23 protein-coding genes are annotated in these 22,598 nt (G+C 66.9%); 6 read left to right on the forward strand and 17 right to left on the reverse strand.

Translation table 11 applies throughout. From position 1 onward, the window contains the following. Window positions 1-52 precede the first annotated feature (52 nt). The 10 genes from E5CHR_RS22970 to E5CHR_RS23015 form a co-directional block, all read right to left on the reverse strand. Entirely contained in the window at window positions 53-853 is an 801-nt protein-coding gene (locus E5CHR_RS22970) for a competence/damage-inducible protein A (protein ID WP_162581982.1), read from the reverse strand. A 116-nt stretch (window positions 854-969) separates the two neighbouring features. After that, window positions 970-1,842: an EI24 domain-containing protein gene (locus E5CHR_RS22975; protein ID WP_162581983.1), complete on the reverse strand. Its 873-nt coding sequence runs from the start codon at window positions 1,840-1,842 to the stop codon at window positions 970-972. Between the two features lie 117 nt (window positions 1,843-1,959). Beyond that, window positions 1,960-2,931: a sterol desaturase family protein gene (locus E5CHR_RS22980; RefSeq protein ID WP_162581984.1), complete on the reverse strand. Its 972-nt coding sequence runs from the start codon at window positions 2,929-2,931 to the stop codon at window positions 1,960-1,962. Window positions 2,932-2,950: 19 nt separating this feature from the next. Next, on the reverse strand, window positions 2,951-3,751 hold the full coding sequence (locus tag E5CHR_RS22985; RefSeq protein ID WP_162581985.1) for a polysaccharide deacetylase family protein: 801 nt from the start codon (window positions 3,749-3,751) through the stop codon (window positions 2,951-2,953). Then, window positions 3,738-4,664 carry a YVTN family beta-propeller repeat protein gene (locus tag E5CHR_RS22990; protein WP_162581986.1) on the reverse strand — a complete coding sequence of 309 codons (927 nt, stop codon included), beginning with the start codon at window positions 4,662-4,664 and terminating at the stop codon, window positions 3,738-3,740. The genes E5CHR_RS22985 and E5CHR_RS22990 overlap by 14 nt, the downstream gene beginning before the upstream one ends. A 93-nt stretch (window positions 4,665-4,757) precedes the next feature. Further along, window positions 4,758-5,516 carry a pseudouridine synthase gene (locus E5CHR_RS22995; protein ID WP_162581987.1) on the reverse strand — a complete coding sequence of 253 codons (759 nt, stop codon included), beginning with the start codon at window positions 5,514-5,516 and terminating at the stop codon, window positions 4,758-4,760. Beyond that, window positions 5,516-7,135 carry a gamma-glutamyltransferase gene (gene ggt, locus E5CHR_RS23000; protein ID WP_174255803.1) on the reverse strand — a complete coding sequence of 540 codons (1,620 nt, stop codon included), beginning with the start codon at window positions 7,133-7,135 and terminating at the stop codon, window positions 5,516-5,518. The genes E5CHR_RS22995 and ggt overlap by 1 nt, the downstream gene beginning before the upstream one ends. Before the next feature lie 145 nt (window positions 7,136-7,280). Continuing rightward, window positions 7,281-8,876, reverse strand: coding sequence for a methyltransferase regulatory domain-containing protein (locus E5CHR_RS23005; protein ID WP_162581989.1), 1,596 nt, complete (start codon window positions 8,874-8,876; stop codon window positions 7,281-7,283). 146 nt (window positions 8,877-9,022) lie between these two features. Next, complete coding sequence (locus tag E5CHR_RS23010) at window positions 9,023-9,967, reverse strand: phytanoyl-CoA dioxygenase family protein (protein WP_162581990.1); 945 nt, start codon at window positions 9,965-9,967, stop codon at window positions 9,023-9,025. Window positions 9,968-10,152: 185 nt separating this feature from the next. After that, window positions 10,153-10,506 (reverse strand): hypothetical protein, encoded by a 354-nt coding sequence (locus E5CHR_RS23015; RefSeq protein ID WP_162581991.1) that lies wholly within the window; start codon window positions 10,504-10,506, stop codon window positions 10,153-10,155. A gap of 606 nt (window positions 10,507-11,112) precedes the next feature. Between E5CHR_RS23015 and E5CHR_RS23020 the strand changes: the two genes are divergently transcribed. Together E5CHR_RS23020 and E5CHR_RS23025 are read left to right on the forward strand one after the other, a co-directional pair. Continuing rightward, the gene (locus E5CHR_RS23020) at window positions 11,113-12,144 is read left to right on the forward strand and encodes a formylglycine-generating enzyme family protein (protein ID WP_232062169.1); all 1,032 of its coding nucleotides are present in this window, start codon (window positions 11,113-11,115) and stop codon (window positions 12,142-12,144) included. A gap of 72 nt (window positions 12,145-12,216) precedes the next feature. After that, window positions 12,217-14,082: an arylsulfatase gene (locus E5CHR_RS23025; protein WP_162581992.1), complete on the forward strand. Its 1,866-nt coding sequence runs from the start codon at window positions 12,217-12,219 to the stop codon at window positions 14,080-14,082. Between the two features lie 205 nt (window positions 14,083-14,287). Here E5CHR_RS23025 and E5CHR_RS23030 read toward each other — a convergent pair whose 3' ends face one another. The 6 genes from E5CHR_RS23030 to E5CHR_RS23055 form a co-directional block, all read right to left on the reverse strand. Beyond that, window positions 14,288-15,292, reverse strand: coding sequence for a zinc-dependent alcohol dehydrogenase family protein (locus E5CHR_RS23030; RefSeq protein ID WP_232062170.1), 1,005 nt, complete (start codon window positions 15,290-15,292; stop codon window positions 14,288-14,290). A 32-nt stretch (window positions 15,293-15,324) separates the two neighbouring features. After that, complete coding sequence (locus E5CHR_RS23035; protein WP_162581993.1) at window positions 15,325-15,903, reverse strand: amino acid synthesis family protein; 579 nt, start codon at window positions 15,901-15,903, stop codon at window positions 15,325-15,327. A 17-nt stretch (window positions 15,904-15,920) separates the two neighbouring features. After that, a complete protein-coding gene (locus tag E5CHR_RS23040; protein WP_162581994.1) occupies window positions 15,921-16,889 on the reverse strand; it encodes a tripartite tricarboxylate transporter substrate binding protein in 969 nt (322 codons plus the stop codon). Window positions 16,890-17,022: 133 nt separating this feature from the next. Then, the gene (locus E5CHR_RS23045; RefSeq protein WP_162581995.1) at window positions 17,023-17,886 is read right to left on the reverse strand and encodes a fumarylacetoacetate hydrolase family protein; all 864 of its coding nucleotides are present in this window, start codon (window positions 17,884-17,886) and stop codon (window positions 17,023-17,025) included. Between the two features lie 55 nt (window positions 17,887-17,941). Further along, the gene (locus E5CHR_RS23050) at window positions 17,942-18,526 is read right to left on the reverse strand and encodes a VOC family protein (protein WP_162581996.1); all 585 of its coding nucleotides are present in this window, start codon (window positions 18,524-18,526) and stop codon (window positions 17,942-17,944) included. 54 nt (window positions 18,527-18,580) lie between these two features. Then, window positions 18,581-19,297, reverse strand: a complete 717-nt coding sequence (locus tag E5CHR_RS23055; RefSeq protein WP_162581997.1) for a GntR family transcriptional regulator — start codon at window positions 19,295-19,297, stop codon at window positions 18,581-18,583. 40 nt (window positions 19,298-19,337) lie between these two features. Here E5CHR_RS23055 and E5CHR_RS31990 point away from each other — a divergent pair, with 40 nt between their 5' ends. Both E5CHR_RS31990 and E5CHR_RS31995 read left to right on the forward strand, forming a co-directional pair. Then, window positions 19,338-19,676 (forward strand): NADPH-dependent FMN reductase, encoded by a 339-nt coding sequence (locus E5CHR_RS31990; protein WP_269474062.1) that lies wholly within the window; start codon window positions 19,338-19,340, stop codon window positions 19,674-19,676. Next, complete coding sequence (locus E5CHR_RS31995; protein ID WP_269474063.1) at window positions 19,622-19,927, forward strand: NADPH-dependent FMN reductase; 306 nt, start codon at window positions 19,622-19,624, stop codon at window positions 19,925-19,927. The genes E5CHR_RS31990 and E5CHR_RS31995 overlap by 55 nt, the downstream gene beginning before the upstream one ends. 7 nt (window positions 19,928-19,934) lie before the next feature. On the opposite strand, the gene E5CHR_RS23065 is transcribed toward E5CHR_RS31995, so the two are convergent. Continuing rightward, window positions 19,935-20,852 carry a LysR family transcriptional regulator gene (locus E5CHR_RS23065; protein ID WP_162581998.1) on the reverse strand — a complete coding sequence of 306 codons (918 nt, stop codon included), beginning with the start codon at window positions 20,850-20,852 and terminating at the stop codon, window positions 19,935-19,937. A gap of 134 nt (window positions 20,853-20,986) precedes the next feature. Here E5CHR_RS23065 and hpaH point away from each other — a divergent pair, with 134 nt between their 5' ends. Continuing rightward, window positions 20,987-21,793 carry a 2-oxo-hept-4-ene-1,7-dioate hydratase gene (gene hpaH / locus E5CHR_RS23070; RefSeq protein WP_162581999.1) on the forward strand — a complete coding sequence of 269 codons (807 nt, stop codon included), beginning with the start codon at window positions 20,987-20,989 and terminating at the stop codon, window positions 21,791-21,793. Beyond that, window positions 21,793-22,596 carry a 4-hydroxy-2-oxoheptanedioate aldolase gene (gene hpaI, locus E5CHR_RS23075; protein WP_162582000.1) on the forward strand — a complete coding sequence of 268 codons (804 nt, stop codon included), beginning with the start codon at window positions 21,793-21,795 and terminating at the stop codon, window positions 22,594-22,596. Before hpaH ends, hpaI begins: the two co-directional genes overlap by 1 nt. Window positions 22,597-22,598 lie beyond the last annotated feature (2 nt).

Genomic DNA, 22,598 nt, shown 5'->3' on the forward strand with positions numbered 1-22,598 from the left:
TGACGGCGCACCCAAAAACAGGCAAGTTGTAACCAAACTGGTGCCAATCAAGTTAACGCACCAATTCGGGGCCGAGACGTGCATCAAAGCCGTGCAGGCCTTCGAGGAGTTGTGCATAGGCAGCATCGACGAGCCCAGCTTCCCCCTTGACGCCGAGTTCGATATGACGGCCGTGCTCTGCATGGTCGACACTGGGCAGGCTGAAAACCTTGATGCCCGGATGCGCGCGCTCGACGGCTTCCATCAGGGGCGTCAGCGTGGCTTCCATGGCTCCGAAGACGATCACGGACTTCTCGACGGCGCGGCCTCGGGCGAACAGGTGGCGGTAGCGCTCGTCGAGGACCGACTCGATCATCGGCCACGCCATGACGGGGAAGCCGGGGACGAAATGCACGTCGGCCACGCTGAAACCAGGGATCTTGTTGTAGGGGTTGCGGATGATCCGGGCTCCCAGCGGGAACACTCCCATGTTGAGGCGGTGGATGTTGTCGGGACGGTCGGGCTCGTAGACGGTGCCCTGCTCGCGCGCCGTGTCCTGCATGCGCTCCCGGATCAGGACCTCGGCCTCCGGATGCAGCGCCAGCGGGACGCCCAAAGCCGCGGCAGCGCATTGGCGGGTGTGATCATCGGGGGTGGCGCCGATGCCGCCGGTCGAGAACACGATGTCGCCCGACGCGAAGGCGCGGCCCAGCGCAGCGGTGATGCGGGTCGGCTCGTCGCCGACGTACTCGGCCCAGGCCAGTTGCAGCCCGCGGGCAGCAAGCAGCTCGATCACCTTGGGCATGTGCTTGTCGGCGCGCTTGCCCGAAAGGATCTCGTCGCCGACGACGATCAGGCCGATGAAACGGGTCATTGGAGTACCTCCGCCTTTGGCTGCGGTGCTATTCGCCTTCGGAGCGGCCGTGCGGCTCACTGGAGTACCTCCGCCTTTGGCTGCGGTGCTATTCGCCTTCGGAGCGGCCGTGCGGCTCATGGAGCACCCCATTGGGTTGCGACCGCGCGGGCGTCCGCCGCCTCGGCCGTGGTGGTGGGGAAGGCCGCAGCCGCACGCTTTGCCCGAAGCTGGGCCAGCGCATCCAGGCAGTAATGCGAGAACCAGAGCGCGGAGAACGCGAACACGAGCGTGTAGATCCAGATCGCGAGCGGTGCCAGCACCAGGAAGGCAGCGACGAAGAGCAGCCCGGACGCCCAGACGATGCTGGGCGCCGCGCCCAGGTAGCCGCACAGCACGCCGATGCCGAGCAGCGGCAGCCGGTGGGCGCGCAGCAGGGTCGCGCGCTCCTCGGGGCTCGCGTGCTCGGAGAGCGCGTCGAAGCTCATCACGCGGTAGGTCAGCCAGCCCCAGATCAGCGGTGGGAGGATGAGCACCAGTGGCGGGATCAGCCAGAGCGGCATGGACACCACGAGCGCGAGCAGTGCCAGCACCGTCAGGCCCAGCGAGCGGAACACGCTCCCGAGAAAGGAAGCGCCCTTTTTCTGCTCCAGCGATGGAAAGCGGCGCTCGGCCACCAGGCGCGTCAGCGCCGGGGCCATCAGGCCGGAGACCACCAACAGGGCCACCACCACGATCAAGGGCGTCGCGGCGATGACGACCACCATCGGCGCGACCACGGAGGTGACGTCGCTGGAGAACAGCCGCCCGATCCAGCCCCAGAAGCTGGCCAGGAGCGGCCAGGCCTCGAGCGCCTCGCGCGTCCAGGCGACCGTGGCGTCCCAGTAAAAGTACCCGAGCAGCGCCGCCAGCAGCACCATGAGCCCGAGCGGGAGCAGCGACAGCACGATCACCCGAGGGTGCATGCAATAGGCAACTGATCGCCAGAAGGAGTCGAGGAGGAGACGCATCGGGGGCAGAGGATAACGCCAGCGCGGCAACGCGGGCTCGGTGACCCCGGCGGCGTCAGGCGCAGGCCTGCCGCAGGCTCATGGCACCGCCATCGAAGATGCTCCAGTGAGCGCTCCTCAGTTGCGGTCGGCCAGCCGCTTCAGGCCCAGCCACTGCTGCGACCAGAAGCCGCGTCCATAGTCCCGCAAACGGCCATTTGCATCGGGCTCGACCTGGTCCCGGACCCCCGTCGGGTCGTAACGCTGCTCGAAATTGACTGTGCGGAAGAGCATGTCCCACCACGGCAGCAGCACGCCGAAATTGTGGCCGCCGAGCGTGCGCGGGCCTTTGGACTCGTGCCCAACGCCGATGCTGTGGTGCATGCGGTGAAACCGAGGGCTGATCCAGAGCCGCTCGCCGAGCGCGCCGAAGCTCCAGCGCAGATTGGCATGCTGCAGGCTTTCGCTGAGCTGGGTCAACGCGACGATGGCGATGAACTGCCCTGGCGCTACGCCGATCAGCTGGGCTACCACGACGATGATCGAGTCGTGGATGAGGTCGTCGAGCAAATGGTTGCGGTTGTCGCTCCACATGGTCATCTGGCGCTGCGAATGGTGCAGCGAGTGCAGCGCCCACCACCATTTGAAGCGGTGCTGTCCGCGGTGGATGAGGTACTCGACGAAGTCCAGCACCACCAGGTAGAGCGTGAAAGCAACCCAGGGGATGTCGGTCAGGCCGGGCCGGAGCTGGTCCAGGTGAACGGAGCCCCAGCCAGCCGCGCGAACCGCGCCGAGCACCTCGTCGAACAGCGGATCGACCGCAAAGAACATCGCCAGCCGAAACAGCCCGAGCCGATGGATCAGCGTGTAGAGGATGTCGGTGCGGATCGCCGGCCGGTCGATCACCGGCTCGGCCGGGCGCCAGCGCTGCAGGGGGCCAATGAGCGCGAGCAGCACTCCGATCTGGATCAGGCCCACCAGCAGCCAACCCGTGGCATCGAAGGCATCCTCGACCCAACCGCCGAGGCCCACGGCGTAGACCAGCGGCTGCACCGCGGCTTCGAAGAGCCACTGCTGCACGTTGGCGAAGATGTCGGTCAGCCAGTTCATCGGCACAGCACCACGCGATTCAGGAATGCGACGCGATCCAGGAACGATACGCCGGATGCTGGCGCAGCGTCTGGAAGCAGAATCCCTTGGCCTTGAGCCCGACGATCAAGGGTTCCAGGACCGTCGGCGCCCACGGGTCCTTGCGTGACCAGATACCCAGGTGCGCGACCAGGATGTCGCCGGGCTGGATGCGATCGAGCGCCTGCTGCAGCAGCTTCTGGTTGCTGAATTTCTCGCTCGGCAGCTCGTCTCCGAGGAACCCCGCCGGCGCCCAACCCACGTGCTCATAGCCGCAGGCCTTGGCTGCCGCCAGGAGGCTGGGCGAGGTCTTGCCGCCCGGGGCGCGGAACAGCGGCAGCGGCTTCTTGCCGGTGATGTGCTGCAGCCGGTCGGAGGCCTTGGCGATGTTGGCGCAGTACTGCTGCGCATCCCAGGTGAACTGCCGCCCGGCGAAGGCGCCGGAAGAGGGCTGGATCCGAAAGTGCGGTGCAGTGCCCTTGACGTCACCCCGCCAGTAGGCGTGGTCGTAGGTATGGGAGGCGAATTCGTGGCCTTCGGCCGCCCTCGCCTTCCACCATGGCGCCCATTCGCTGTCCAGGCTGTCGCCGCCCGTCTGGGTGCGCTCGGCCGCGGCAAAAAAGGTGACGCGCACATCCTGTCGTTTGAGCACATCCGCGACCAGCGGCGCCACGCCCATGTGGCCGGTGTCGAAGCTCAGGTAGACCGGCTTTGCGCAGTTGCCCTGCGCAAGCGCGCCGATGGGCGCGGCGGCCAGCGCAAGAAGAAGGAAGGAAGCGGCCGAGGCCCTAGCGTTTGGCATGGTCCAGGGTCCAGACCCCGTGCGGCGAGCGCCCGACCGGCACCTGCCGGACCACCTTGTGCCCCACGAGGTCGACGACGCTGAGCTTCTTGGCCCAGCGCGAGGTCACGTAGAGCGTCTTGCCGTCGGCCGAAACGTCCATGCAGTCAGGCCCGCCAGGTACGGGGTAGGTGTCGGCGACCTGCAATGTCTGCAGGTCGATGCGGCTGATGCTGTTCGCGACGCGGTTGCTGACGAAGACACTGCGCCCGTCGCCCGCCGAACGGAAAGCATGGGCGCCCTTGCCTGTCAGGATCTTGCCGACGGGCTTGGGTTGCGGCCCCGCGACGTCGAAGACCTGCACGCCGTCGCTGCCCGTGAGGCCCACCAGCAGGGTCTTGCCGTCGTGAATGCCGTAGATGTCGGCCGGCATCGGGCCGGTGGGGATGCGCCAGCGGATGGTCTGGGTGGCCAGGTCGACGGCGGCCAACTCGTCGCTGTCCTGCATCGTCACATAGGCAGTGGTGCTGTTGCCGTCGATCCAGATGTGGCTCGGCGTCTTGCCCGACGGGATGCGCTTGACCAGCTTGGGCTCTTTGCCGTCCCAGCGGTAGATGTCGACGTGGTTGAGGCGGTTGCCGGCCGTGACGAACCACTTCATGTCGGGCGAAAAGCGAAGGTGGTACGGATCGATGATGCCGTAGACCACACGCTGGACCTCGGCCGTGCGCGGATTGAGGAAGGTCAGCGAATCGCCGGCCGAGTTGGCGACGATCAGCGAGCTCTCGTCGGGCGAGAGATAGAGATGGTGCGGCTCCTTGCCGGTGGGGATGCGCTGTTTCTCGCTCCAACTGATCGGGTCGATCACGCTCACCGTGGCATCGAGCGAGTTCAGCACGAAGACCGGTGGCGGCTCGGCGGCCAGCGAGGGCATCGCCCAGCAGGCAAACAAAAAGGCCGCAAAAGGGCGGCCTGGGACGGAGAACTTGAAGCGCAAAGGAGACGTTCCGGAAATAGGCTTCGAATTTTAACGATCGATCCTGTTCGATGGCTGACCGGCGCGTGCATTTCGCAGGGCTTCTACTTGGTCCGCGTCCAGCCATCGCCACTTGCCGGGCGCCAGGTCGTGTGGCAATTGGAGTGGGCCGATGCGGGAACGGTGCAGCGTCTCGACCCGGTTGCCCACGGCGGCGAGCATGCGCTTGACCTGGTGATACTTGCCTTCGGTCAGCGTGAGCCGGAGCTGCAGCGGGCCGGTCGCCTCGCAGGCCGCCGCCCGCACCGGCTTGGGATCGTCGTCGAGGACCACGCCAGCCAGCAGCCGGTCGAGTTGGCCAAGATCGATCGGATGCTTCGTGCCCACTTCGTAGACCTTGGGCACATGGTGCTTCGGGGAGCCCATGCGGTGGATGAACTGACCATCATCCGTCAGCAGAAGCAGCCCCGTGGTGTCCTGGTCCAGGCGCCCGATGGCCTGCACACCCTGCACCGCCCCCTTGTTGGGCCGCTGGCGCAGGGGCGCCGGAAGCAGGGTGTAGATGCTCGGGTAGGTCGAGGGCTTCTGCGAGCACTCGGTGCCAGCCGGCTTGTGCAGCATCAGATAGGCCTTCTCGTGATATTCCCACGCAATGCCCTGCACAGTGAAACGCAGGCCCTGCACCTGAAACTCCGCGCCCGGGTCGGTCACCGCAGCCCCCTCCACCTGCACGAAGCCTTGTTGGACCAACCCGGCGCAGACACGTCGGGTGCCAAAGCCCTGGGTGTAGAGAATCTCCTCGATGCGCATCAGTAGCCGAGGGCAAGTCCGGTGTTGCGACGTGGGTCGTTGGCGCCGTAGAAGCGATTCTTTCCTACCGGCTTGCCGCCGAGCGAGGGGGCGCCGACGAGGATCGCGGCGACATGATTGGCAGGCTGCGGCACCCCGAGGTTGTGTCCCATATCGGTCAGTATCTTGCGGGTGTCCGGGCTGAGCGCGAAGGTCTCGACATTGGTGACATCGGGCAGCCATTGCTGGTGAAAGCGAGGTGCATCGACTGCCTCCTGCACATTCATGCCGTAGTCCACCACGTTCAGGATGCTGTGGAGCACCACCGTGATGATGCGGCTGCCGCCCGGCGTCCCGACCACGAGCACGGGCTTGCCATCCTTGGTCATGATGGTCGGGCTCATCGAGGACAGCGGCCGCTTGCCCGGGGCGATGGCATTGGCCTCGCCCTGCACCAGGCCGTAGAGGTTGGGCACGCCTACCTTGGAGGTGAAGTCGTCCATCTCGTTGTTGAGCAGCACGCCGGTGCCGGCCGCCGTGACCTTGGCGCCGAACCAGTCATTGAGGGTGTAGGTCACCGAGACTGCGTTGCCCCACTGATCGACAATCGAATAGTGGGTGGTGTTGCTGCCTTCGTGCGGCGGGACGCCGGGCTTGAGATCCTTGGAAACCCCCGCTTTCTTGGGATCGATGACCCCGCGGATCTTCTCGGCGTAGCCCTTGTCGAGCAGGCGGTCGAGGGGGTTCTTCACAAAATCGGGATCGCCCAGGTAACTGTTGCGGTCCATGTAGGCGTGCCGCATGGCCTCGATCTGGTAGTGCACGGCCTCGGCAGAGCGGAAGCCCAGGTCCTTGAGCGGATAACCCTCGAGGATGTTCAGCATCTCGCAGATCACCACTCCGCCCGAACTCGGCGGCGGCGCCGAGACCACGCGGTAGCCTCGGTAGTCGCATTCGATGGGCGCTAGCTCACGGGTTGTGTACTGGTCGAGGTCGGCCTGGGTGATGATGCCCTTGCCCTGCTGGCTCGACTTGACGATGGCTGCGCCGACCGGGCCCTTGTAGAAGCCGTCGGGGCCCTTCTGGCTGATGGCCTTGAGCGTTCTCGCCAAGTCCTTTTGCACCAGCTTCTGCCCGACCGCGAAGGGCTCGCCCTTGTTGAGGAAGACGCCACTGGTGGCCGGATCCTTCTTGAACTCGGCGGTGGCCGTGGCGAGCATGTCGACGTCACCCTGCTCGAGAGCAAAGCCGCGTTCGGCCAGCGCGATCGCCGGTGCAATCAGTGCGGCACGCTGCAGGGTGCCATATTTCTGGCGCGCCAGTTCGAGACCTGAAACAGTACCCGGAACGCCGACGGCAAGATGCCCAAGGGTGCTCAGGCCCTTGACGACATTCCCGTCTTTGTCGAGATACATATTGGGCGTTGCCGCCAGCGGCGCCTTTTCGCGGAAGTCGAGGAAGGTCTTGCGACCGTCCGCCAGTTGCACGGTCATGAAGCCGCCGCCGCCCAGGTTGCCGGCCGCCGGATAGACCACTGCGAGCGCGTAGCCCACCGCCACCGCCGCATCGATGGCATTGCCACCGCGCTTGAGCACATCCACGCCGACCTGGGTCGCCAGGTGCTGAGCGCTCACCACCATTCCGTTCTCGGCCGCCGCGGGCGCCTGTGAAGCGGCATGAAGCTGGGCCGCTCCGGCCAGCGCCAGAGCCACAACGACCGCGCGGCGCGCTGCCGTGGTCCACGTGAGTTGTTTCACCGCGATCTCCTTTTTGCAAAGGAGTGCATCATGCCTCGATCAGCGCCTTTCGACGAAGGTCGCGCAAGGCCAGGGCTACCTGCCGCTGCGTGAACTCGCGCAATGCTGCCTCTTCGGTCAACGGCTTCTCGTCCTTGATGAAACGCAGCCGTCCGGCACGCGCTTCGGCAGCCAGGTGCTGGGCCAGGGACTCGTGCGAATGCTTGCCGTCGAGCAAGGGCAGCAAGCAGCGCTCGAGGAGGGAAAGGCCTACCAGTTCATGCCATTGATTGCAGGCAACGGCCGTGGGTCCTGCACTCAACGCGAGACCTCGAGCATTGCGCGTCACCGCCGCCGCGCGCGGGAAGGCTGAGACCGTGACGCTGGCTTTCGGCGGCGTGCGCCGGATGCGCACCGCGCCGAGGATCAGAAGTTCCTCCAGCATCGCCATGACCAGTGGTTCCACGGCAACGCGCGGCTCGCCGGTTCGTGCCGAGACCGCCGCGATGAGCGCATCGGTCGGCATGCTCGCGGGGTATCGCTCATCGAGCACCTGGGCAACCGCCTTGTGAACCGGCAGGCGCAGCGTGACCTTGAGGTTTCGGATCGCGCGGCAGACCTGCTCGCGCGCATCGAGTGTGAGCACTTCACCGTCTTCAGCGGAGAAGACACCGGCGTATTCAAGGCCGCGGATGCGCGCCGTGTCCAGGCGATAGCGAATGTCCGCAGCACGCTCCTGCTTGACCAGCAGCGTCTGCCTGAAGGTCCTGTTGACCAGGAAATCCAGGTACTGCTCCATCATGATCTGGCTGCCACCGCATTCGCGCAGGAGGGGATCGCGCACCTTCTCACCGTAGTTCTGCACGAACATGGTCGAGGGTTCGGCGTCCGCCAGGTAGCTAAGGCCGTAGGCCCCGGCGCGCGCAGCGAACTCCTTGAAATAGCAAGGGGCGTTGTGCGGCTCGAGGAACTCGTGCAGGAGGTAATACGCGCCCGAATTGCGCACGATCGGCATGTTCTCTTCCAATGTCTTCTTGAGCACGCTGTCCGGCCGCGCCGACTGCTCCAGGAACTCGAGCATGCCGCGCGCGTAGGAAAGCTTTTCGTCGGGCTCGTCGCGCGGGGCGCCGCGCAGGATCATGGCATCCCGCACGATCTCGCGTGCCTTCCAGCCGGGGTACACGTTGTAGCTGACGTAGGCGACGCCTTCGGGCGCCAGGTTTTGCGAGCAGACGCGCAGTATTGCGTCTTGCACCGGCGCCGGCACCCAGCTGTAGACACCGTGGCAGATGATGTAGTCGAACTGGCCGAAAGAAGCGTCGATGCCTGTGATGTCGAGGGCGCGCAGTTCGACGTTCTTGAGTTGCGCCTGGTCGATGGCTGCCTGGCCCTGCAGGATCTGCACAGAGGACAGGTCCACGCCCACCATCGCCGCATCCGGATGGCGGGCGGCGATCGGGATCAGGTTACCGCCCGCCGCGCAGCCCAGTTCGAGCACGCGCGCCTGCTTGATCGGTGGCGTGGGGAGGCCGAAAAGAAAGGCCAGGGCCTCGAGATGCTCGACCGTCGATTGCGGGAAGGGATGAGATTCGTATGGAACGACATCGTAGTAGTTCGAGGTCGCGGGCGTCGTCGTTGATTCCATGTTGCATCCTCCAGCGCGCCGGGCCACGGGTGTCTCCGGTGCCTGCCGGAAGGCCGATTCCCTCAGGCTCATGCGCGAGCGAGGCGGACTATAGCCCGCGTGCGATAACGCGCGAGGAACGCGCAAGAAAGAATCAGAATCTGGTGTTAGCGGCCGCGCCGCTGGTCGTCGCGCGTGGGCGCCGTCAGCAAGTACGCTGCGAGGTCGGCGAGACCCTGCGACAAACCATACATGTGCTGGTACTGGAGGATCTGACGGGCGACGAGTTGCAGACGCGCATCGAAGCCGGGGTGGGGCTTCTGCTCGAGCACCGCAGGCATCGCCGGGAGATGGTCCCCTCGCCGGAATGGCTGCATGATGGGTTGGACATCGCCGCGCTGAAACTCCAATGCCATGCTCATGCGCGGATGCTCGGCAAACTCGCTCGTCGGCCCGCCCCAATGCATCACGCACTGGTTCCAGACCAAGTAGTCGCCCGGCTTCGCCGGCAGGGCACGCGCGGCAAACACCGGTATCGGCGGCTCCGGCACGCCGGCCGCTGTGCTGTAACCAGGATCCATGTGCTTTGGCACGATGTACATGCAGCTGTTGAGCGGGTTCGCATCGGACAGCGGGATCCAACAGGTGAGCGAAATCGGCGATCCATCCGCGGCGAGTGAGTTGTAGCGATTGTCACGGTGGGGCTTCCACCCGGTCTCGCCCTTTCTGGGATCGACGTGCCATGCCCAGAATGCTGGCAGTGGCTTGAACTCGGCGCCCAGAAAACTCGCCAGCACGGGGCGCAGGCGTGCGTAGCAAGCCCACGGTTCGTCGTAGACCCACGCGAAAACGGCCGGCAGCCCGACCGCGACGCAGCGCTTCACCGCCTCGCCGACGATCGGCGCCAGCCGCTCGATCACCTCGTCGCTGTCGCCGAAATAGCCGTCTTTTGACATTCGCTGACAGAGCCGTTCAATGCTCTGCTTCGGCTCGCCTTCAACATTCGACTGCACCCCGTCAATACGAAGCTGCGGCGCGAGCGAGCGCCAGAAGGCAGCGTCGCACAGGTCACTCCAAGTGACAGGTTGCATCGAGGGGGTGGTCATCGTCATTGTGCATCTCCCAGAATGGCGCCCGGTCGACACAATCGACCGGCGCGGCATCGTACTGGAAGGGAGGTGGAAACGATGACCGATGCCGCTCGGCTCCAGGGCAAACCGAGACATCGTGAACGCAAAGAACAAGCGCTTTGTTCCCCGGCCAGCAGCACGGGCTCAAACTTACGCCGCGCAGACTCCTAGCCTGCCGGTTTGAACATCATTTCCCTAGGCAAGCCGAGCACCTTCTCCATCTCCGGGGCGATTCGACCAGACATCGCGACCCGGGTAAGCCCCTCTATGTCCTTGGGCAGACTGCCCAATTCCCCCTCCCGGAAGGACAGGTAGAACGTGCGGCTGAGCGGGCTGTACGGTCCGCCACGGGCGCGCAGCACCTCGAAGGGCACCATGCGCAATTGCGAGGCGAAATGGCGAGATTGCCACAGGCACATGGGCGTCGTCACGGCAAAGCCCAGGCCCGCGGCCACCAGGCTCAGCAAGGGGTCGGTGGTGTCGAACTCGCAGGTGCGCTCCACGCGGTCGGCATGGCGCACGAGGAAGGCATCGATTTCTTCGCCGATGGTGGAGCGCGCGCTGTAGCAGACCAGGCGGCAATCGGCCCAGGGCTGCCTCGTCGAAGTGCAGTTTCTTCACTACGATCAGCCTTGAAGAAAAGCCACCTGCGAGGCGGCGCGCGATCTCCTTGCTGCTGAGCTGGTCCAGCCGTGCGCGCGGGCTCGGCGCTGGCACGTCGGGCAGCGCGGTGAACACCAGCCTCCCCCTCCGACTCAAGAACGACGATAAGCCGACCTCGCGCCGGGTATGCAGGACTTTCCCTTGCGCAGCCTCATCAGGGGTTGCCCGCCCACGGAGGCCAGCTTGGCCAGGCGAACAAAACAACGTCGGCCGTTCTCTCCCAAAGCCGTCTCTACGCCCGTCCAACCCGCGTTGCGGGTAATCCCTGCCACTGCTTGATTAGAACAACTGATGCGCCGCTGTTTAGAGTGCCAGCGACCCCTTGATGGAAGCCTGGAGACGAACACCGTGACCTATTCAGTCGAGCAGCGGCATTCGCGCGAGGTTGGCTGCTCAGCCCTATCGATTTCTAGCCAAGCCTTGATGGCCCTTCAACGAGCGCACCATCCTGAAGGGCGCGACCAATGAGCAGGACTTCGCGGACACGCCTCGCGGCCGCCGTCGTGATGCTCGTCGCGGGCGCCTGCCTGGCGGGACTCGTCGGCCGCAGCGGGAGCATGCACGCTGCAGAGGCAGCGACTTTGCCTCATCTCTGCAACAGCTACCGGGGCCTGCCCGAGGGCTTCGGCAGCCAGGCCCGGGCGGGCATGGTGCGCGTTCCTGCCGGCACGGTCCGGCTCGGCAGCGACCAGGGCTATTCCGAGGAACAGCCGACTGGCGAATCCTTGCATGTCGATGCCTTCTGGATCGACCGAACCGAGGTAACCAATGCCCAGTTCTCGGCGTTCGTCGACGCGACTGGCTACGTCACCGGAGCCGAACGCGAAGGCGCCGCCGCAGTTTTCCAGGCTCCACGCGCGGACCATGGCGTCCTGCGCGACGGCGAATGGTGGGTATGGCGACAGGGTGCCAACTGGCGCCGCCCCCAGGGCGTCGCAAGCAACGCGGCGGCCAAGCCCAACGAGCCCGTCGTGCTCGTAACCCATGCCGATGCCATCGCCTATGCACGATGGCTTGGACGTGACCTGCCGTCTGAGGCCGAGTGGGAATACGCGGCCCAGGGCGGCGGCTCGGCGGAACAGATCGACCGCGAGCCGCGCGATGCCCAGGGTCATCCGACGGCGAACTACTGGCAAGGAATCTTCCCCGATCTCAACGCCACGGAAGACGGCTACGCGACCCTTGCCCCGGTGGGCTGCTTCGCCGCCAACGGATACGGCCTGTTCGACGTGATCGGCAATGTGTGGGAACTGACGCGCGACCGCTACACCGGGTCGCATCAACCCCATGGCAACGGCGATCCTGTTGCTTCCATCCGGCAAGCCGGCGCTGCTTCGCGCCGCGGCGAACAGGTGGTCATCAAGGGCGGCTCCTTCCTGTGCGCCCGGAGCTATTGCCTGCGTTACCGGACAACGGCCCGGCAACCGCAGGAGGCGGACATGTCGACCTCGCATGTGGGCTTCCGCACCGTGCTGCGCGGGCCGACCGGCTCCTAGCCGCCCACCCCGGCGCTCGCCGCGCCACGGCGGCTGGCCCTCGCCGCTTCATCGAACCACAAGGAGAATTCCATGCAGAAGAACCTTCGCCGCGCCACGCCGCGCACGACCTTCGCGCTGCTGGGCGGCCTGCTCGCACTGGCATTAGCGGGCTGCGGCGGCGACAGCGGCCCGGCAGCAGGCGACAGCAGCGCTGCAGGCAACAGTGGCCCCGAGACCCTTATCGCCAAGCGGCCCAACTTCCTCGTGATCCTGGCGGACGACATGGGCTATTCGGATATAGGCGCCTTCGGCAGCGAGATCGCGACACCCAACATCGATGCGCTGGTGCGCGACGGCCGCATGCTCACCCGCTTCTATGCCGCGCCCGCCTGCTCGCCCACACGCGGCATGCTGATGACCGGCGCGGACAGCCACCGCGTTGGCCTGGGCGCGATGGAGAACAACGTGACCGCGCTGGTCAATGCCCGCAATGCGCCCTTCGGCGTCGACTTCACCTACGACAACATCCCGCCGGGCTATGGCGGCCATCTGGTCGACGGCGCCCTGTCGATGCCGCAGCTTTTCAAGGACGCGGGCTACCACACCTACATGGCAGGCAAGTGGCACCTGGCCTACGAGTTCTCCAATGCGACCGGCGGCTCCCGCTTCCTTCCCGCGGCTTATCCGAAAAAGAAGGGCTTCGAGCGCTCCTTCGCCTTGCTCGATGGCGCCGGCGCCCATTTCGCGCCACCCCGCGGCGGCCCGGTCGGCCGCTACGACGGGACGACATACACCGAAGACGACGTTCCCTTCCCGGCCACCCAGCTGCCGGCCGACTTCTATTCCACGCGCAGCTACACCGACAAGCTGCTCTCCTACCTGGAGAGCAACCGGGGTAGCGGCAAGCCCTTCTTCGCCTATGCCGCCTACACCGCACCACACTGGCCGCTGCAGGCGCCGGACTCCGATATTGCCGCCCAGAAGGGCCGTTACGACGAGGGCTACGACGTGATCCGCGCGCGCCGCATCGCAAAGATGAAGCAGCTGGGCGTGCTGCCGCAGAACTTTGTCGAGAACGCCGGCTTGGCCAGCGTGGCCGAGGGCGGCACGGGCAAGAAGCGCTGGACAGAACTGAGCGTCGCCGAGCGGGCGCGGCAGGCCAGGGCCATGGAGGTGTATGCGGCCATGGTGAGCAACCTCGACACCCAGATCGGCAGGCTTGTGACGTACCTGCGCAACACCGGCCAGTACGAGGACACCGTCATCTTCTTCATGTCCGACAACGGCGCCGACAGCAACCCTGCCGCAGGTGCTGCGATCACGGCCGCCACAGACCTTGACTCCATCGGCAAGCCCGGCTCTGCTGTGGCCTACGGCGAACGCTGGGCGGAAGTGAGTGCCGCGCCCTTTCGCCTTTGGAAGACCTTCACCGGCGCGGAGGGCTCGGTCAGCGTGCCCGCCATGATCAAGCTGCAGGGCAAATACCAGGGCCGCGTCGCGATGGCGTCGCCTGCCCTGGTGAAGGACCTGCTACCCACCTTCTTGGACATGGCCGGCATTGCCTTGCCCACGCAGCAGTACGAGGGCAAGGCCATCGTCCCGGTCACGGGCGTCTCGCTGCGCGGCGCGCTGCAGTCGGACTCCGGCATGCCGATGGTGCGGCCACCCACCGAATCCATCGCCTTCGAATACCTGGGCCAGGGCTATGTAAACGGCCCGGACGGCTGGAAGCTCAGCCGCACCGCCGTGCCGGGCATGCCGACGCGCACCTATGCCGACCTGCCCTGGAAGCTCTTCAATACGCTCGAGGACCGCGGCGAGACCAAGGACCGGGCCGGCGAGCGACCCGACATCGTGGACGCCCTCAAGAAGGATTGGGAGCGCTACGTGCTGGACAGCAAGGTGTTGATTCCGGCCACGCCGCCCGCGGCGAAGCGGGACGCCTCCGCGCTTTGAGCGCAGCGTCCGCCGGACCTTCTTGCCTTCTCGCAGACGCTGCCGGCCGCGAGCACCGGACCCTCGCTCTCGTTGTTCATATGAAGTTCGGGTCGACGCCTTCACGGCGGTGCGCAGGCGCCCAAAACGCCGCGAAAACTGACGCCCGCGAGCAAGATCTGCGCCCCAGCAAGAACCGCCTGCGCGCCCTCGAAGCGCCGATGGCTCAGGGCACGAGCACGAGCTTGCCCTGCACCGCTCCAGCATCCAGCAGCACATGCACCTCGCGCGCCTGCGAGAGCGCATAGGTCGTCGCCGGTGAAGCCCTCACCGCACCGTCGCGCATCAGGCTGATGGCGGTCTCCATCAGTGCGCGCCGCTGCGTGCGGTCGACGTCGAAGCTGTGGATGGAGAAGGTGCGTACCGCGAGGCTGCGGCTGAGCAGCGACCGCAGAGTCTGGAACACATCCTCGGCCGGCGGCCCGGCCGCGATGTTGTACGAGATGGCGGTGCCCATGGGCGCCAGCGCGCGGATGCAGGCGATGAGCAGGCGGTCACCCACGTGGTCGAAGGCGAGGTCGACGCCACGGCCGCCGGTGGCGGCCATCACGCGCTCCGGCAGGCCTTCCGGGTCGCCATCGACCAGGACGGTCACGCCGTGCGCCAGCGCATGCGCCTGCTTGGCGGGCGTGGAAGCGGTGCCGATGACGGTCATGCCATGGTGGGCCGCGAGCTGCGTCAGCGCCGTGGCCACGCCGCCCGCGGCGCCGGGAACCAGGATCGAGCGCACGGGCACACCGCCCTGCGTGCCCAGCAGCATCGCCTGCGCCAGCTGCACATTGCCCAGGCTCACGGCTTCGGTGTCCGAGATGGCGTCGGGCAGCGCGAAGGGCGCATCGGCCGGTACAACGATGTACTCGGCATAGCAGCCGCCGCGCTGCGGCAGCTCGCGGGCGCTGACGAACACGCGCTGGCCGACGCGGTCCGCCGGCACGCCCTCGCCCACCGCCTCGATGACGCCGGCCATCTCGTTGCCGGGGATGGCCGGCATGGGCGGCATCCACTTGTAGATGCCCTTGCGGATGAGCACGTCCGGCCCGCCGGCACCGATGGCGCGGGCCCGCACCCGGACCTGCCCCGGCCCGCAGGCGGGCACGGGCAGCTCGACCTGCGTCAGAACTTCGGGGCCGCCGGGCGCCTGGACCTGGATCGCCTTCATCGTCATCGCCATCGTCGATCTCGCTTCTGCTGCGGGGCCGGCGGTCAACGCTGGCCGTCGTGGACCGACACCTGCTCCTTGGTCAGGCCGCCCAGCCGTGCGTGCACCCGGCCGCCGGTGCCCATGACCAGGGCGAACAGAATCTCGTCGGGCCGCGGCGCGTCCTGGATGCCGACCTCCATGCTGTTGAAGTGGCTGCGCACGTAGCAGGCATGGATGTAGTGCAGCGGCACCATGAGCCGGTAGCCCGTGGCGGCCACGGCCTTGGCGGCCGGCACGATGGCCTTGGGCTCGCCCAGCACCTCGCGCATGGCCCAGCCACCGGCTTCGTGCCAGACGGCGCCGTGCTCCATCTCGCCGTTGACGCCCACGATGGCGGCCTTGCTGTACACCTCCACCTGGTCGCGGCCCAGCGTCTCGACCAGCTCGGTGGCCAGCAGCGTGCCCAGTGGGCGCAGCTCGGCCATGAAGGGCATCAGGTCGGGCTCGTAGCGGCCGGCATAGGGGTTGCGGATCACGGCGCAGGCGGCCGCCAGCTTCAGCGGCCGGTCGACCGGCGGACCGCCCTCGTGGTGGATGGTCTCGACAGTCAGGCTGCGTTTGCGGATCTGGATCAGGGACATGAAAGCACCTCGCTCGTTCATTGTTTGGGGATCTGGGCCTCGTTGACCACCACGGTCCACTTCTTGAGCTCGCTCCGGACCATGGCCATCATCTCTTCGGGCGTGCTGCTGCGCGCCTCGCCACCGATGTCTTCGAGCCGGGTGCGCACCTGCGGCTGCTGCAGCGCCTTCTGCACCGCGGCGTTGAGTTGTTCGACGATGGCCCGGGGCGTGCCCGCCGGCGCCATCAAGCCGGCCCAGGACGTGACCTCGTAGCCGGGCACGCCCTGCTCGGCCACCGTGGGCAGCTCGGGCATCTGGCCCCAGCGGCGCGGGCCGGTGGTGGCGATGGCGCGCATCTTGCCAGCCTTGATGTTGCCCATCACGGCCGTGGGCGGCGCGATGATGAAGGGTACCTCGCCCGACAGCAGCGCCGTCACCGAGGCGGCGTCACCACGGTAAGGGACGTGCAGCATGCTCGCGCCCGACATCTTCACCAGCAACTCGCCGGCCAGGTGGTGCGTCGAGCCGATGCCGGCCGTGCCATAGGACACCTGCGCGCCGGGCACACGGGCCGCCTTGAGCAGGTCGGCCAGCGAAGCATAGGGCGCATCGGCCTTCACCACGATCAGGAAGGGGAAGAAGGTGATGGTGGACACCGCTTCGAAGTCCGTGACCGTGTGGTAGCTGAGCTTGTTGTAGAGCGCCCCTGCCACGGCATGGCCGCCGGTGGCCAACAGCAGCGTGTAGCCATCGGGCTTGGCCCGTGCCACGGAAGCCGAGGCGATGGTCCCGCCGGCGCCGGTCTGCGCCTCGACCACGAAGGGTTGGCCCAGGGTCTTGCTCATCTCGGTGCCGACCACGCGGGCGATGGTGTCGGCATTGCCGCCGGCCGCAAAGCCCTGCAGCACGCGGATGGGCTTGTCGGGATAGCCCTGTGCCAGGGCCGCGAAGGGAAAGCTGCAGGCAAAGCTGAGGCCTGCAGCGAGAGCATCTCTACGCCGCATGATGGTTGTCTCCGTTGGTTTTCTGTGGTGGTTCACGCCGCCGGAGCGGGCTCCGGGGCGGTGTATCGCGCGGCCCTGGAGGACCGCGCCGGATGGCGGGGGCGGGCGCTGCCGTCGGCGCCCGCCGTGCCGGTCAGGCCTGCTGGACGATGGGATTGCGCAGGGTGCCGATGCCTTCGATCTCCACCTCGCACACGTCGCCCGCCTTCATGAATTGCTGGGGCTTCCTGCTCCAGCCCACGCCGGCCGGCGTGCCGGTGATGATCACGTCGCCGGGGCTCAGGGTGAAGATGGTCGAGGCGTAATTGATGAGCGTGGGGATGTCGAAGATCATGTGGCCGGTATGGCTGGACTGGACCACCTTGCCGTTCAGGCGCGTCTCGAGCTTGAGCTCGCGGCCCGGTGCGATCTCGTCGGCGGTGACCATCCAGGGGCCGAAGCCGCCAGTCGATTCGAAGTTCTTGCCCGAGGCGATCTGCTTGGCATGGAACTGCCACTCGCGCACGCTGCCGTCGTTGTAGCAGGCGTAGCCCGCGACATGCTCGTAGGCCTTGTCCTTGGGAATGTCGCGGCCGCCCTTGCCGATGATGACGGCCAGTTCGCCCTCCCAGTCCAGCGAATCCGACACCTTGGGGTTCACGATGGGCGCGTTGTGGGCGGTCTGCGAACGCCACACGCGCAGGAAGATGGGCGGCATCTCCGACAGCTCGCGCTGCATGCCGGCGGCCAGCACTTCCTGGTGGTGGTCCATGTAGTTGCGCACGGCGCAAACGATCTTCTCGGGCCTCGTGATGACCGGGAGGTAGGTGATGTCGGCCAGCTTGGCCACCACGGGTAGGCCCTCGACATGCTGGGCCGCCTGCAGGTAGTCGCCCGAGGCGATGTAGTCCAGCAGCGTGGGCTGCTGCGGGCGGGCCTGACCGAGATCGACGACGCCGTCGCCGACGACGGCGCCCCAGGTTTCACGGCCTTGGTGGAGGAAGGACAACAGTTTCATGGGTGCTCCATTCGAGTAGGGAAAAAGTTCAGCGCCGAAGCCGGCGACGCGCGGGTCACGCGCGAGCGGCCGATGCCGATGCCGATACCGATGCCGATGCGGGGGCCTTGGACTTGAACTGCGCCTGCCATTGCACCAGTGGCATAAAGGTGGGATCGGCGCGGCAGATGGCCTCGGTCTCGCGCATCAGCGTCTCGTCGTCCTTGTCGAGGTCGAGCGGGTCGCCGTGCGGCTGGGCCACATAGAAGGGCATGTCGACATACACCTCGACGGTGTTGCCTTCGGGGTCGCGCATGTACATCGACAGCGCGTTGCCGTGGTTGAGGCCGCGTACCTCTGTTGCACCCTGCTCCCGGGCACGTTGCGTCACCTCGCGCAGGTGCTGGATGCTGGGCACGACGAAAGAGATCTGCATCACCGTACTGAAGCTTGCGTCGGCGGGCCGCCCCGAGGCCAGTACCAGCTGGTGGTGCTGGTCCTCGCTGGCGCTGGTGAACACCAGCTCGTTCTTGAACGTACGGCCCACGCCCCGGTCGGTGATCGTGAGGTCGAACGTCTCGGTGTAGAAAGCCACCATCTTCTCCAGGTCGGTCACGAAGATGCCGAAGTGGGAGGGTGTGGGGCGCAGGACTTTGAGCATGGGTTTCTTGTCTCCGTTGTCTTTGTAGTTGGGCCCGCTGCGGTCGCAGGCGTTTCAGGTCGGTGCCTTGGGCGGATCCTTCAGGATGTTCTCGACGTTGCGCAGCGTGCTGCGCATGTGCTCCTCCAGCAGCGCACACGCCGTGTCCGCATCGCGGCGCAGGGCGGCATCCATGATGCGGCGGTGCTCGTTGGTCTTGCGCTTGGAGGTCTTGCGAAAGCGCCCGCTGAAGCGGCGGTAGCGCTCGGCCTGGTCGAACAGGCTTTCGCCCCAGCGCCGCTGTCGCTCCGACGGGCAGGCCGCCAGGAGCGACAGGTGGAAGTCGCGGTGCAGCTCGGACCAGGTGTCATCGAGGATCACGGGGCCGTCGGGCAGGCGGGCTTCGACCAGCTCCAGCCGATGAAAGGCGGCCACCACCTCGCTCTCCCACGCGTCGCCGCCTAGCGTGATCGATTCGCGCAGCGCCGGTAGATCGAGGATCAGCCGCATGCGCGTGATGTCGGCCATGTCGTCCAGCGAGATCGGCGCCACGCGGAAGCCGCGACGCTCGTCGGCCCGCACCAGCCCCTCCTGGGCCAGGCGGGTCAGCGCCTCGCGCAGCGGGCTGCTGGAGAAACCGTAGGCCGACTGCAGTTCGTCGACCTTGAGCTTGACGCCCGCCACGTAGGTCCCGCTGAGCACGTCGTGTCGCAGCCGCGCAAAGGCCTGGTCGACCAGCGTCGGTTCGCGTTCGGAAAACTCATTTTTCTGCATGGAAGATATTTTATGCATAATTTTTTCTTTTGTGCATTTTTTTAAAAAGGACCGAACGATGCCATCCGATCTCCAGGCCGCCGCAACGCCCGTGCGCCTGCTGGCCATCTCCGGCAGCCTGCGCGCTGCATCGCACTGCACTGCCTTGTTGCGTCATGTTGGCACGATGCTGCCGGCCGGCGTCATGCAGCAACTGCTCACGCTGGGCCAGGTGCCACCCTACGACGGCGACCTGGATTGCGCCACGCCGCCCGCCGCAGTCGCCGAGCTGAAAGAAGCGATCGCGCGGGCCGACGGGCTGGTGATCTGCTCGCCCGAGTACAACTACGGCATTCCCGTGGCGTGCTCAAGAACGCGATCGACTGGGCGTCACGGCCCGGCTTCGCCTCGCCACTGAAAGGAAAACCTGCGCTGGTGATCACGGCGTCGCCGGGTGCGTTGGGCGGCGTGCGCGCCCAGGCGCAGATCCGCGACGCACTGGCGGCGACGCTGGCGCGGCCGCTATCGCGTCCCCATGTCGCCGTTCCCCTGATCGCCACCCGGTTTCAGGACGGTCGATTGGTCGACACCACGACGCTCGAGATGCTGCAGGCCGCCATCGGCGATCTGCTGACCGAGATCGGGCAACTGGCCGCGGCGCGTGGCTGACGCGCAATCAGCCCTCCTGCATCGACCAGGCGGGCAACCACTGCGAGACGTGGTGGGCAAAGCCCTCCGCGGCTGGCGACAGGGTGCGCGCAGCCGGCCGGTACAGGCACACCGTGCGCACCGTCTCGGGCTCGACCACGCGGCGCATCACCAGCCCGATCGGCCGGGCCATGACGACCACGTACGCGGGCGCAAGCGTGGCGGCCAATCCTTGCGCGGCGATGCCCAGCGCCGTGGAGATGTTGTCCACGACGTCGACCGGCTCGATCCGTGCGTGTTCGGGCGCGTTCACGTGCATCTGCGACACGCTGCGCTCGTGGTCGCGCCCGGCGGCCACCAGGGCATGCCCGCGCAGGTGGCTCCACCGAAGCTGCTTGCGTCGGGCCAAGGGATGCGTCGGCGCACACCAGAGCACCCAACGGCTGTCGAACAACGATTCGCGCGCAACGCCCTCGCGGATAGGCCGGTCCGGGCCGACGGCCAGGTCGACGTCGCCGGCCAGCACGGCGTCCACCAACTGGTCGACCGGCAGATCCTTGACCCGGACGACCACGCGCGGCCGCAGGGCCTGGAATGCACGGATGGCCGCCGGAATCGCCGTGCCCGCCAGCACCTGCGGCGCTCCGATCCGCACGATGCCTGCGGCCCGATTGCGCACGTCGGACGCCGCGCTGTCGGCCGCATGCACGTGGCGCAGCACCGTTTCGGCGGGGCCCAGGAAATGTTGCCCCGCGCTCGACAGCTCGACGCGCCGCGTGGTGCGCTCGAACAACCGGAACTCGAGGATCGCCTCCAGTTCGGCAACCAGTTGGCTGACCGCCTGCGCCGTCATTCCCATCCGCTGCGCCGCACCGGCAAAGCTGCGCTGCTCCGCCACGGCAACGAATGCCTCGAGCTGGCGAAGGGTGTAGCGGGTCAGGGCCATCGCTGGATTATCAAGCACCGCTTGATCATTGCCCCTAAACGATTGCTTGTTGGATGGCGCAGTCGCGCCGAGACTTCTGCCTCACCGAGACAATCGCCGGCCTGTCCTAGCCCGGCTATTCAGGAGACATTCACATGACCGAGACTCCGGGCAGCCACAGCGCGCTGGCCCACGAACTGATCGAGGCCGAGCGAAGCCGCCAGCCCGTCGAGCATTTCAGCAAGCGCCTGCCCGGCATGACCATTGCCGACAGCTATGCCATCCAGCGCGAATGGACGGCGCTCAAGCTGGCCGCCGGAGACACCATCGTCGGCCGCAAGATCGGGCTGACCTCGCGGGCCATGCAGATCGCCTCGCAGATCACCGAGCCCGACTACGGCGTGCTGCTGCAAAGCATGGTGATCGAGAACGGCACCGAGGTGGAGGCGGCCCGCTTCCTGGTGCCGCGACTCGAAGTGGAGTTCGCCTTCATCCTCGCCAAGCCACTGCGCGGACCGAACGTGACGCTGTTCGACGTGCTCAACGCCACTGACTACGTGATCCCCGCGCTGGAGCTGATCGACGCCCGCATCGAGCAGTTCGACCGCGTGAGCAAGGCCCCTCGCAAGGTGCTGGACACCATCGCCGACAACGCCGCCAGCGCCGGCATCGTGATGGGCGGGCGGCCCATGCGCCCGGACCAGGTGGACTGGCGCTGGGCCGGCGCCCTGCTTTTCAAGAACGGCGTGATCGAGGAGTCGGGCCTGGGCGCGGCGGTGCTCAACCACCCGGGCAACGGCGTGGCCTGGCTGGCCAACAAGCTGGCGCCGCATGGCGAGGGACTGGAAGCCGGCCAGATCGTGCTGGGCGGCTCCTTCACCCGGCCCGTGTACTGCGGCGCGGGTGACACCTTCCATGCGGACTACGGCCCGCTCGGTTCCATCTCCCTGAAATTCGTCTGATGACCTCCACCGTGAACACCTTCAAGGCCGCGCTCGCCGCACCCGGCGCGCAGATCGGCCTCTGGCTGGGCCTGGCCGAGCCCTACACCGCCGAGCTGTGCGCCACAGCCGGCTTCGACTGGCTGCTGGTCGACGGCGAGCACGGCCCGAACGACCTGCGCTCCATGCTGGGCACGCTGCAGGCGGTCGCGCCCTACCCCGCCCATCCCGTCGTGCGCATCCCGCAAGGCGACGCGGCCCTGATCAAGCAGGTGCTGGAGATCGGCGCCACCACGCTGCTGGTGCCGATGGTGGAAGACGCCGAACAGGCCCGCGGCCTGGTGCAGGCCATGCGCTATCCGCCGCAGGGCATCCGCGGCGTGGGCAGCGGCCTGGCGCGGTCCTCGCGCTGGGGCGCCGACGCGCAATACCTGCAGACCGCCAACGACCGCATGTGCCTGCTGGTACAGGTGGAAACCGTGTCCGCCCTGTCGCGCATCGACGAGATCGCGGCCGTGGATGGCGTGGACGGCGTCTTCATCGGCCCCTCGGACCTGTCGGCTTCGATGGGCCTTCTGGGCCAGCCCGGCCACCCCGAGGTGCGGGCCGCCATCGAGCAGGCCTTCACCCGCATCCTGGCCGCCGGCAAGGCGCCCGGCATCCTGGCCGTGGACGAGAAGCTGGCGCATCACTACATCGGCCTGGGCGCACGCTTCGTGGCCGTGGGCGTGGAAGCGACGCTGCTGGCCCAGGCCAGCCGCGCCCTGGCCCGCCGCTTCAAGGACGCGCCGGCGCCCGCCGCCGGCAACGCCTCGGGCTACTGAGC

Origin of the sequence: Variovorax sp. PBS-H4 (genome assembly GCF_901827205.1) — a bacterium.
Classification (GTDB): domain Bacteria; phylum Pseudomonadota; class Gammaproteobacteria; order Burkholderiales; family Burkholderiaceae_C; genus Variovorax.

Excerpts from the sequence above, each read along its gene's own strand:
- E5CHR_RS23005 (WP_162581989.1), bottom strand. The coding sequence starts at position 8,876 with ATGGAATCAACGACGACGCCCGCGACCTCGAACTACTACGATGTCGTT.
- E5CHR_RS23030 (WP_232062170.1), bottom strand. The coding sequence starts at position 15,292 with ATGGCGATGACGATGAAGGCGATCCAGGTCCAGGCGCCCGGCGGCCCC.
- E5CHR_RS23045 (WP_162581995.1), bottom strand. The coding sequence starts at position 17,886 with ATGAAACTGTTGTCCTTCCTCCACCAAGGCCGTGAAACCTGGGGCGCC.
- E5CHR_RS23035 (WP_162581993.1), bottom strand. The coding sequence starts at position 15,903 with ATGTCCCTGATCCAGATCCGCAAACGCAGCCTGACTGTCGAGACCATC.
- E5CHR_RS23065 (WP_162581998.1), bottom strand. The coding sequence starts at position 20,852 with ATGGCCCTGACCCGCTACACCCTTCGCCAGCTCGAGGCATTCGTTGCC.
- E5CHR_RS22990 (WP_162581986.1), bottom strand. The coding sequence starts at position 4,664 with ATGCCCTCGCTGGCCGCCGAGCCGCCACCGGTCTTCGTGCTGAACTCG.
- E5CHR_RS23010 (WP_162581990.1), bottom strand. The coding sequence starts at position 9,967 with ATGACGATGACCACCCCCTCGATGCAACCTGTCACTTGGAGTGACCTG.
- hpaH (WP_162581999.1), top strand. The coding sequence starts at position 20,987 with ATGACCGAGACTCCGGGCAGCCACAGCGCGCTGGCCCACGAACTGATC.
- E5CHR_RS23040 (WP_162581994.1), bottom strand. The coding sequence starts at position 16,889 with ATGCGGCGTAGAGATGCTCTCGCTGCAGGCCTCAGCTTTGCCTGCAGC.
- E5CHR_RS23020 (WP_232062169.1), top strand. The coding sequence starts at position 11,113 with ATGAGCAGGACTTCGCGGACACGCCTCGCGGCCGCCGTCGTGATGCTC.
- E5CHR_RS31990 (WP_269474062.1), top strand. The coding sequence starts at position 19,338 with ATGCCATCCGATCTCCAGGCCGCCGCAACGCCCGTGCGCCTGCTGGCC.
- E5CHR_RS22970 (WP_162581982.1), bottom strand. The coding sequence starts at position 853 with ATGACCCGTTTCATCGGCCTGATCGTCGTCGGCGACGAGATCCTTTCG.
- E5CHR_RS23055 (WP_162581997.1), bottom strand. The coding sequence starts at position 19,297 with ATGCATAAAATATCTTCCATGCAGAAAAATGAGTTTTCCGAACGCGAA.
- hpaI (WP_162582000.1), top strand. The coding sequence starts at position 21,793 with ATGACCTCCACCGTGAACACCTTCAAGGCCGCGCTCGCCGCACCCGGC.
- E5CHR_RS22985 (WP_162581985.1), bottom strand. The coding sequence starts at position 3,751 with ATGCCAAACGCTAGGGCCTCGGCCGCTTCCTTCCTTCTTCTTGCGCTG.
- E5CHR_RS22975 (WP_162581983.1), bottom strand. The coding sequence starts at position 1,842 with ATGCGTCTCCTCCTCGACTCCTTCTGGCGATCAGTTGCCTATTGCATG.
- ggt (WP_174255803.1), bottom strand. The coding sequence starts at position 7,135 with ATGGTGGTGAGCGCTCAGCACCTGGCGACCCAGGTCGGCGTGGATGTG.
- E5CHR_RS22980 (WP_162581984.1), bottom strand. The coding sequence starts at position 2,931 with ATGAACTGGCTGACCGACATCTTCGCCAACGTGCAGCAGTGGCTCTTC.
- E5CHR_RS23025 (WP_162581992.1), top strand. The coding sequence starts at position 12,217 with ATGCAGAAGAACCTTCGCCGCGCCACGCCGCGCACGACCTTCGCGCTG.
- E5CHR_RS23050 (WP_162581996.1), bottom strand. The coding sequence starts at position 18,526 with ATGCTCAAAGTCCTGCGCCCCACACCCTCCCACTTCGGCATCTTCGTG.
- E5CHR_RS22995 (WP_162581987.1), bottom strand. The coding sequence starts at position 5,516 with ATGCGCATCGAGGAGATTCTCTACACCCAGGGCTTTGGCACCCGACGT.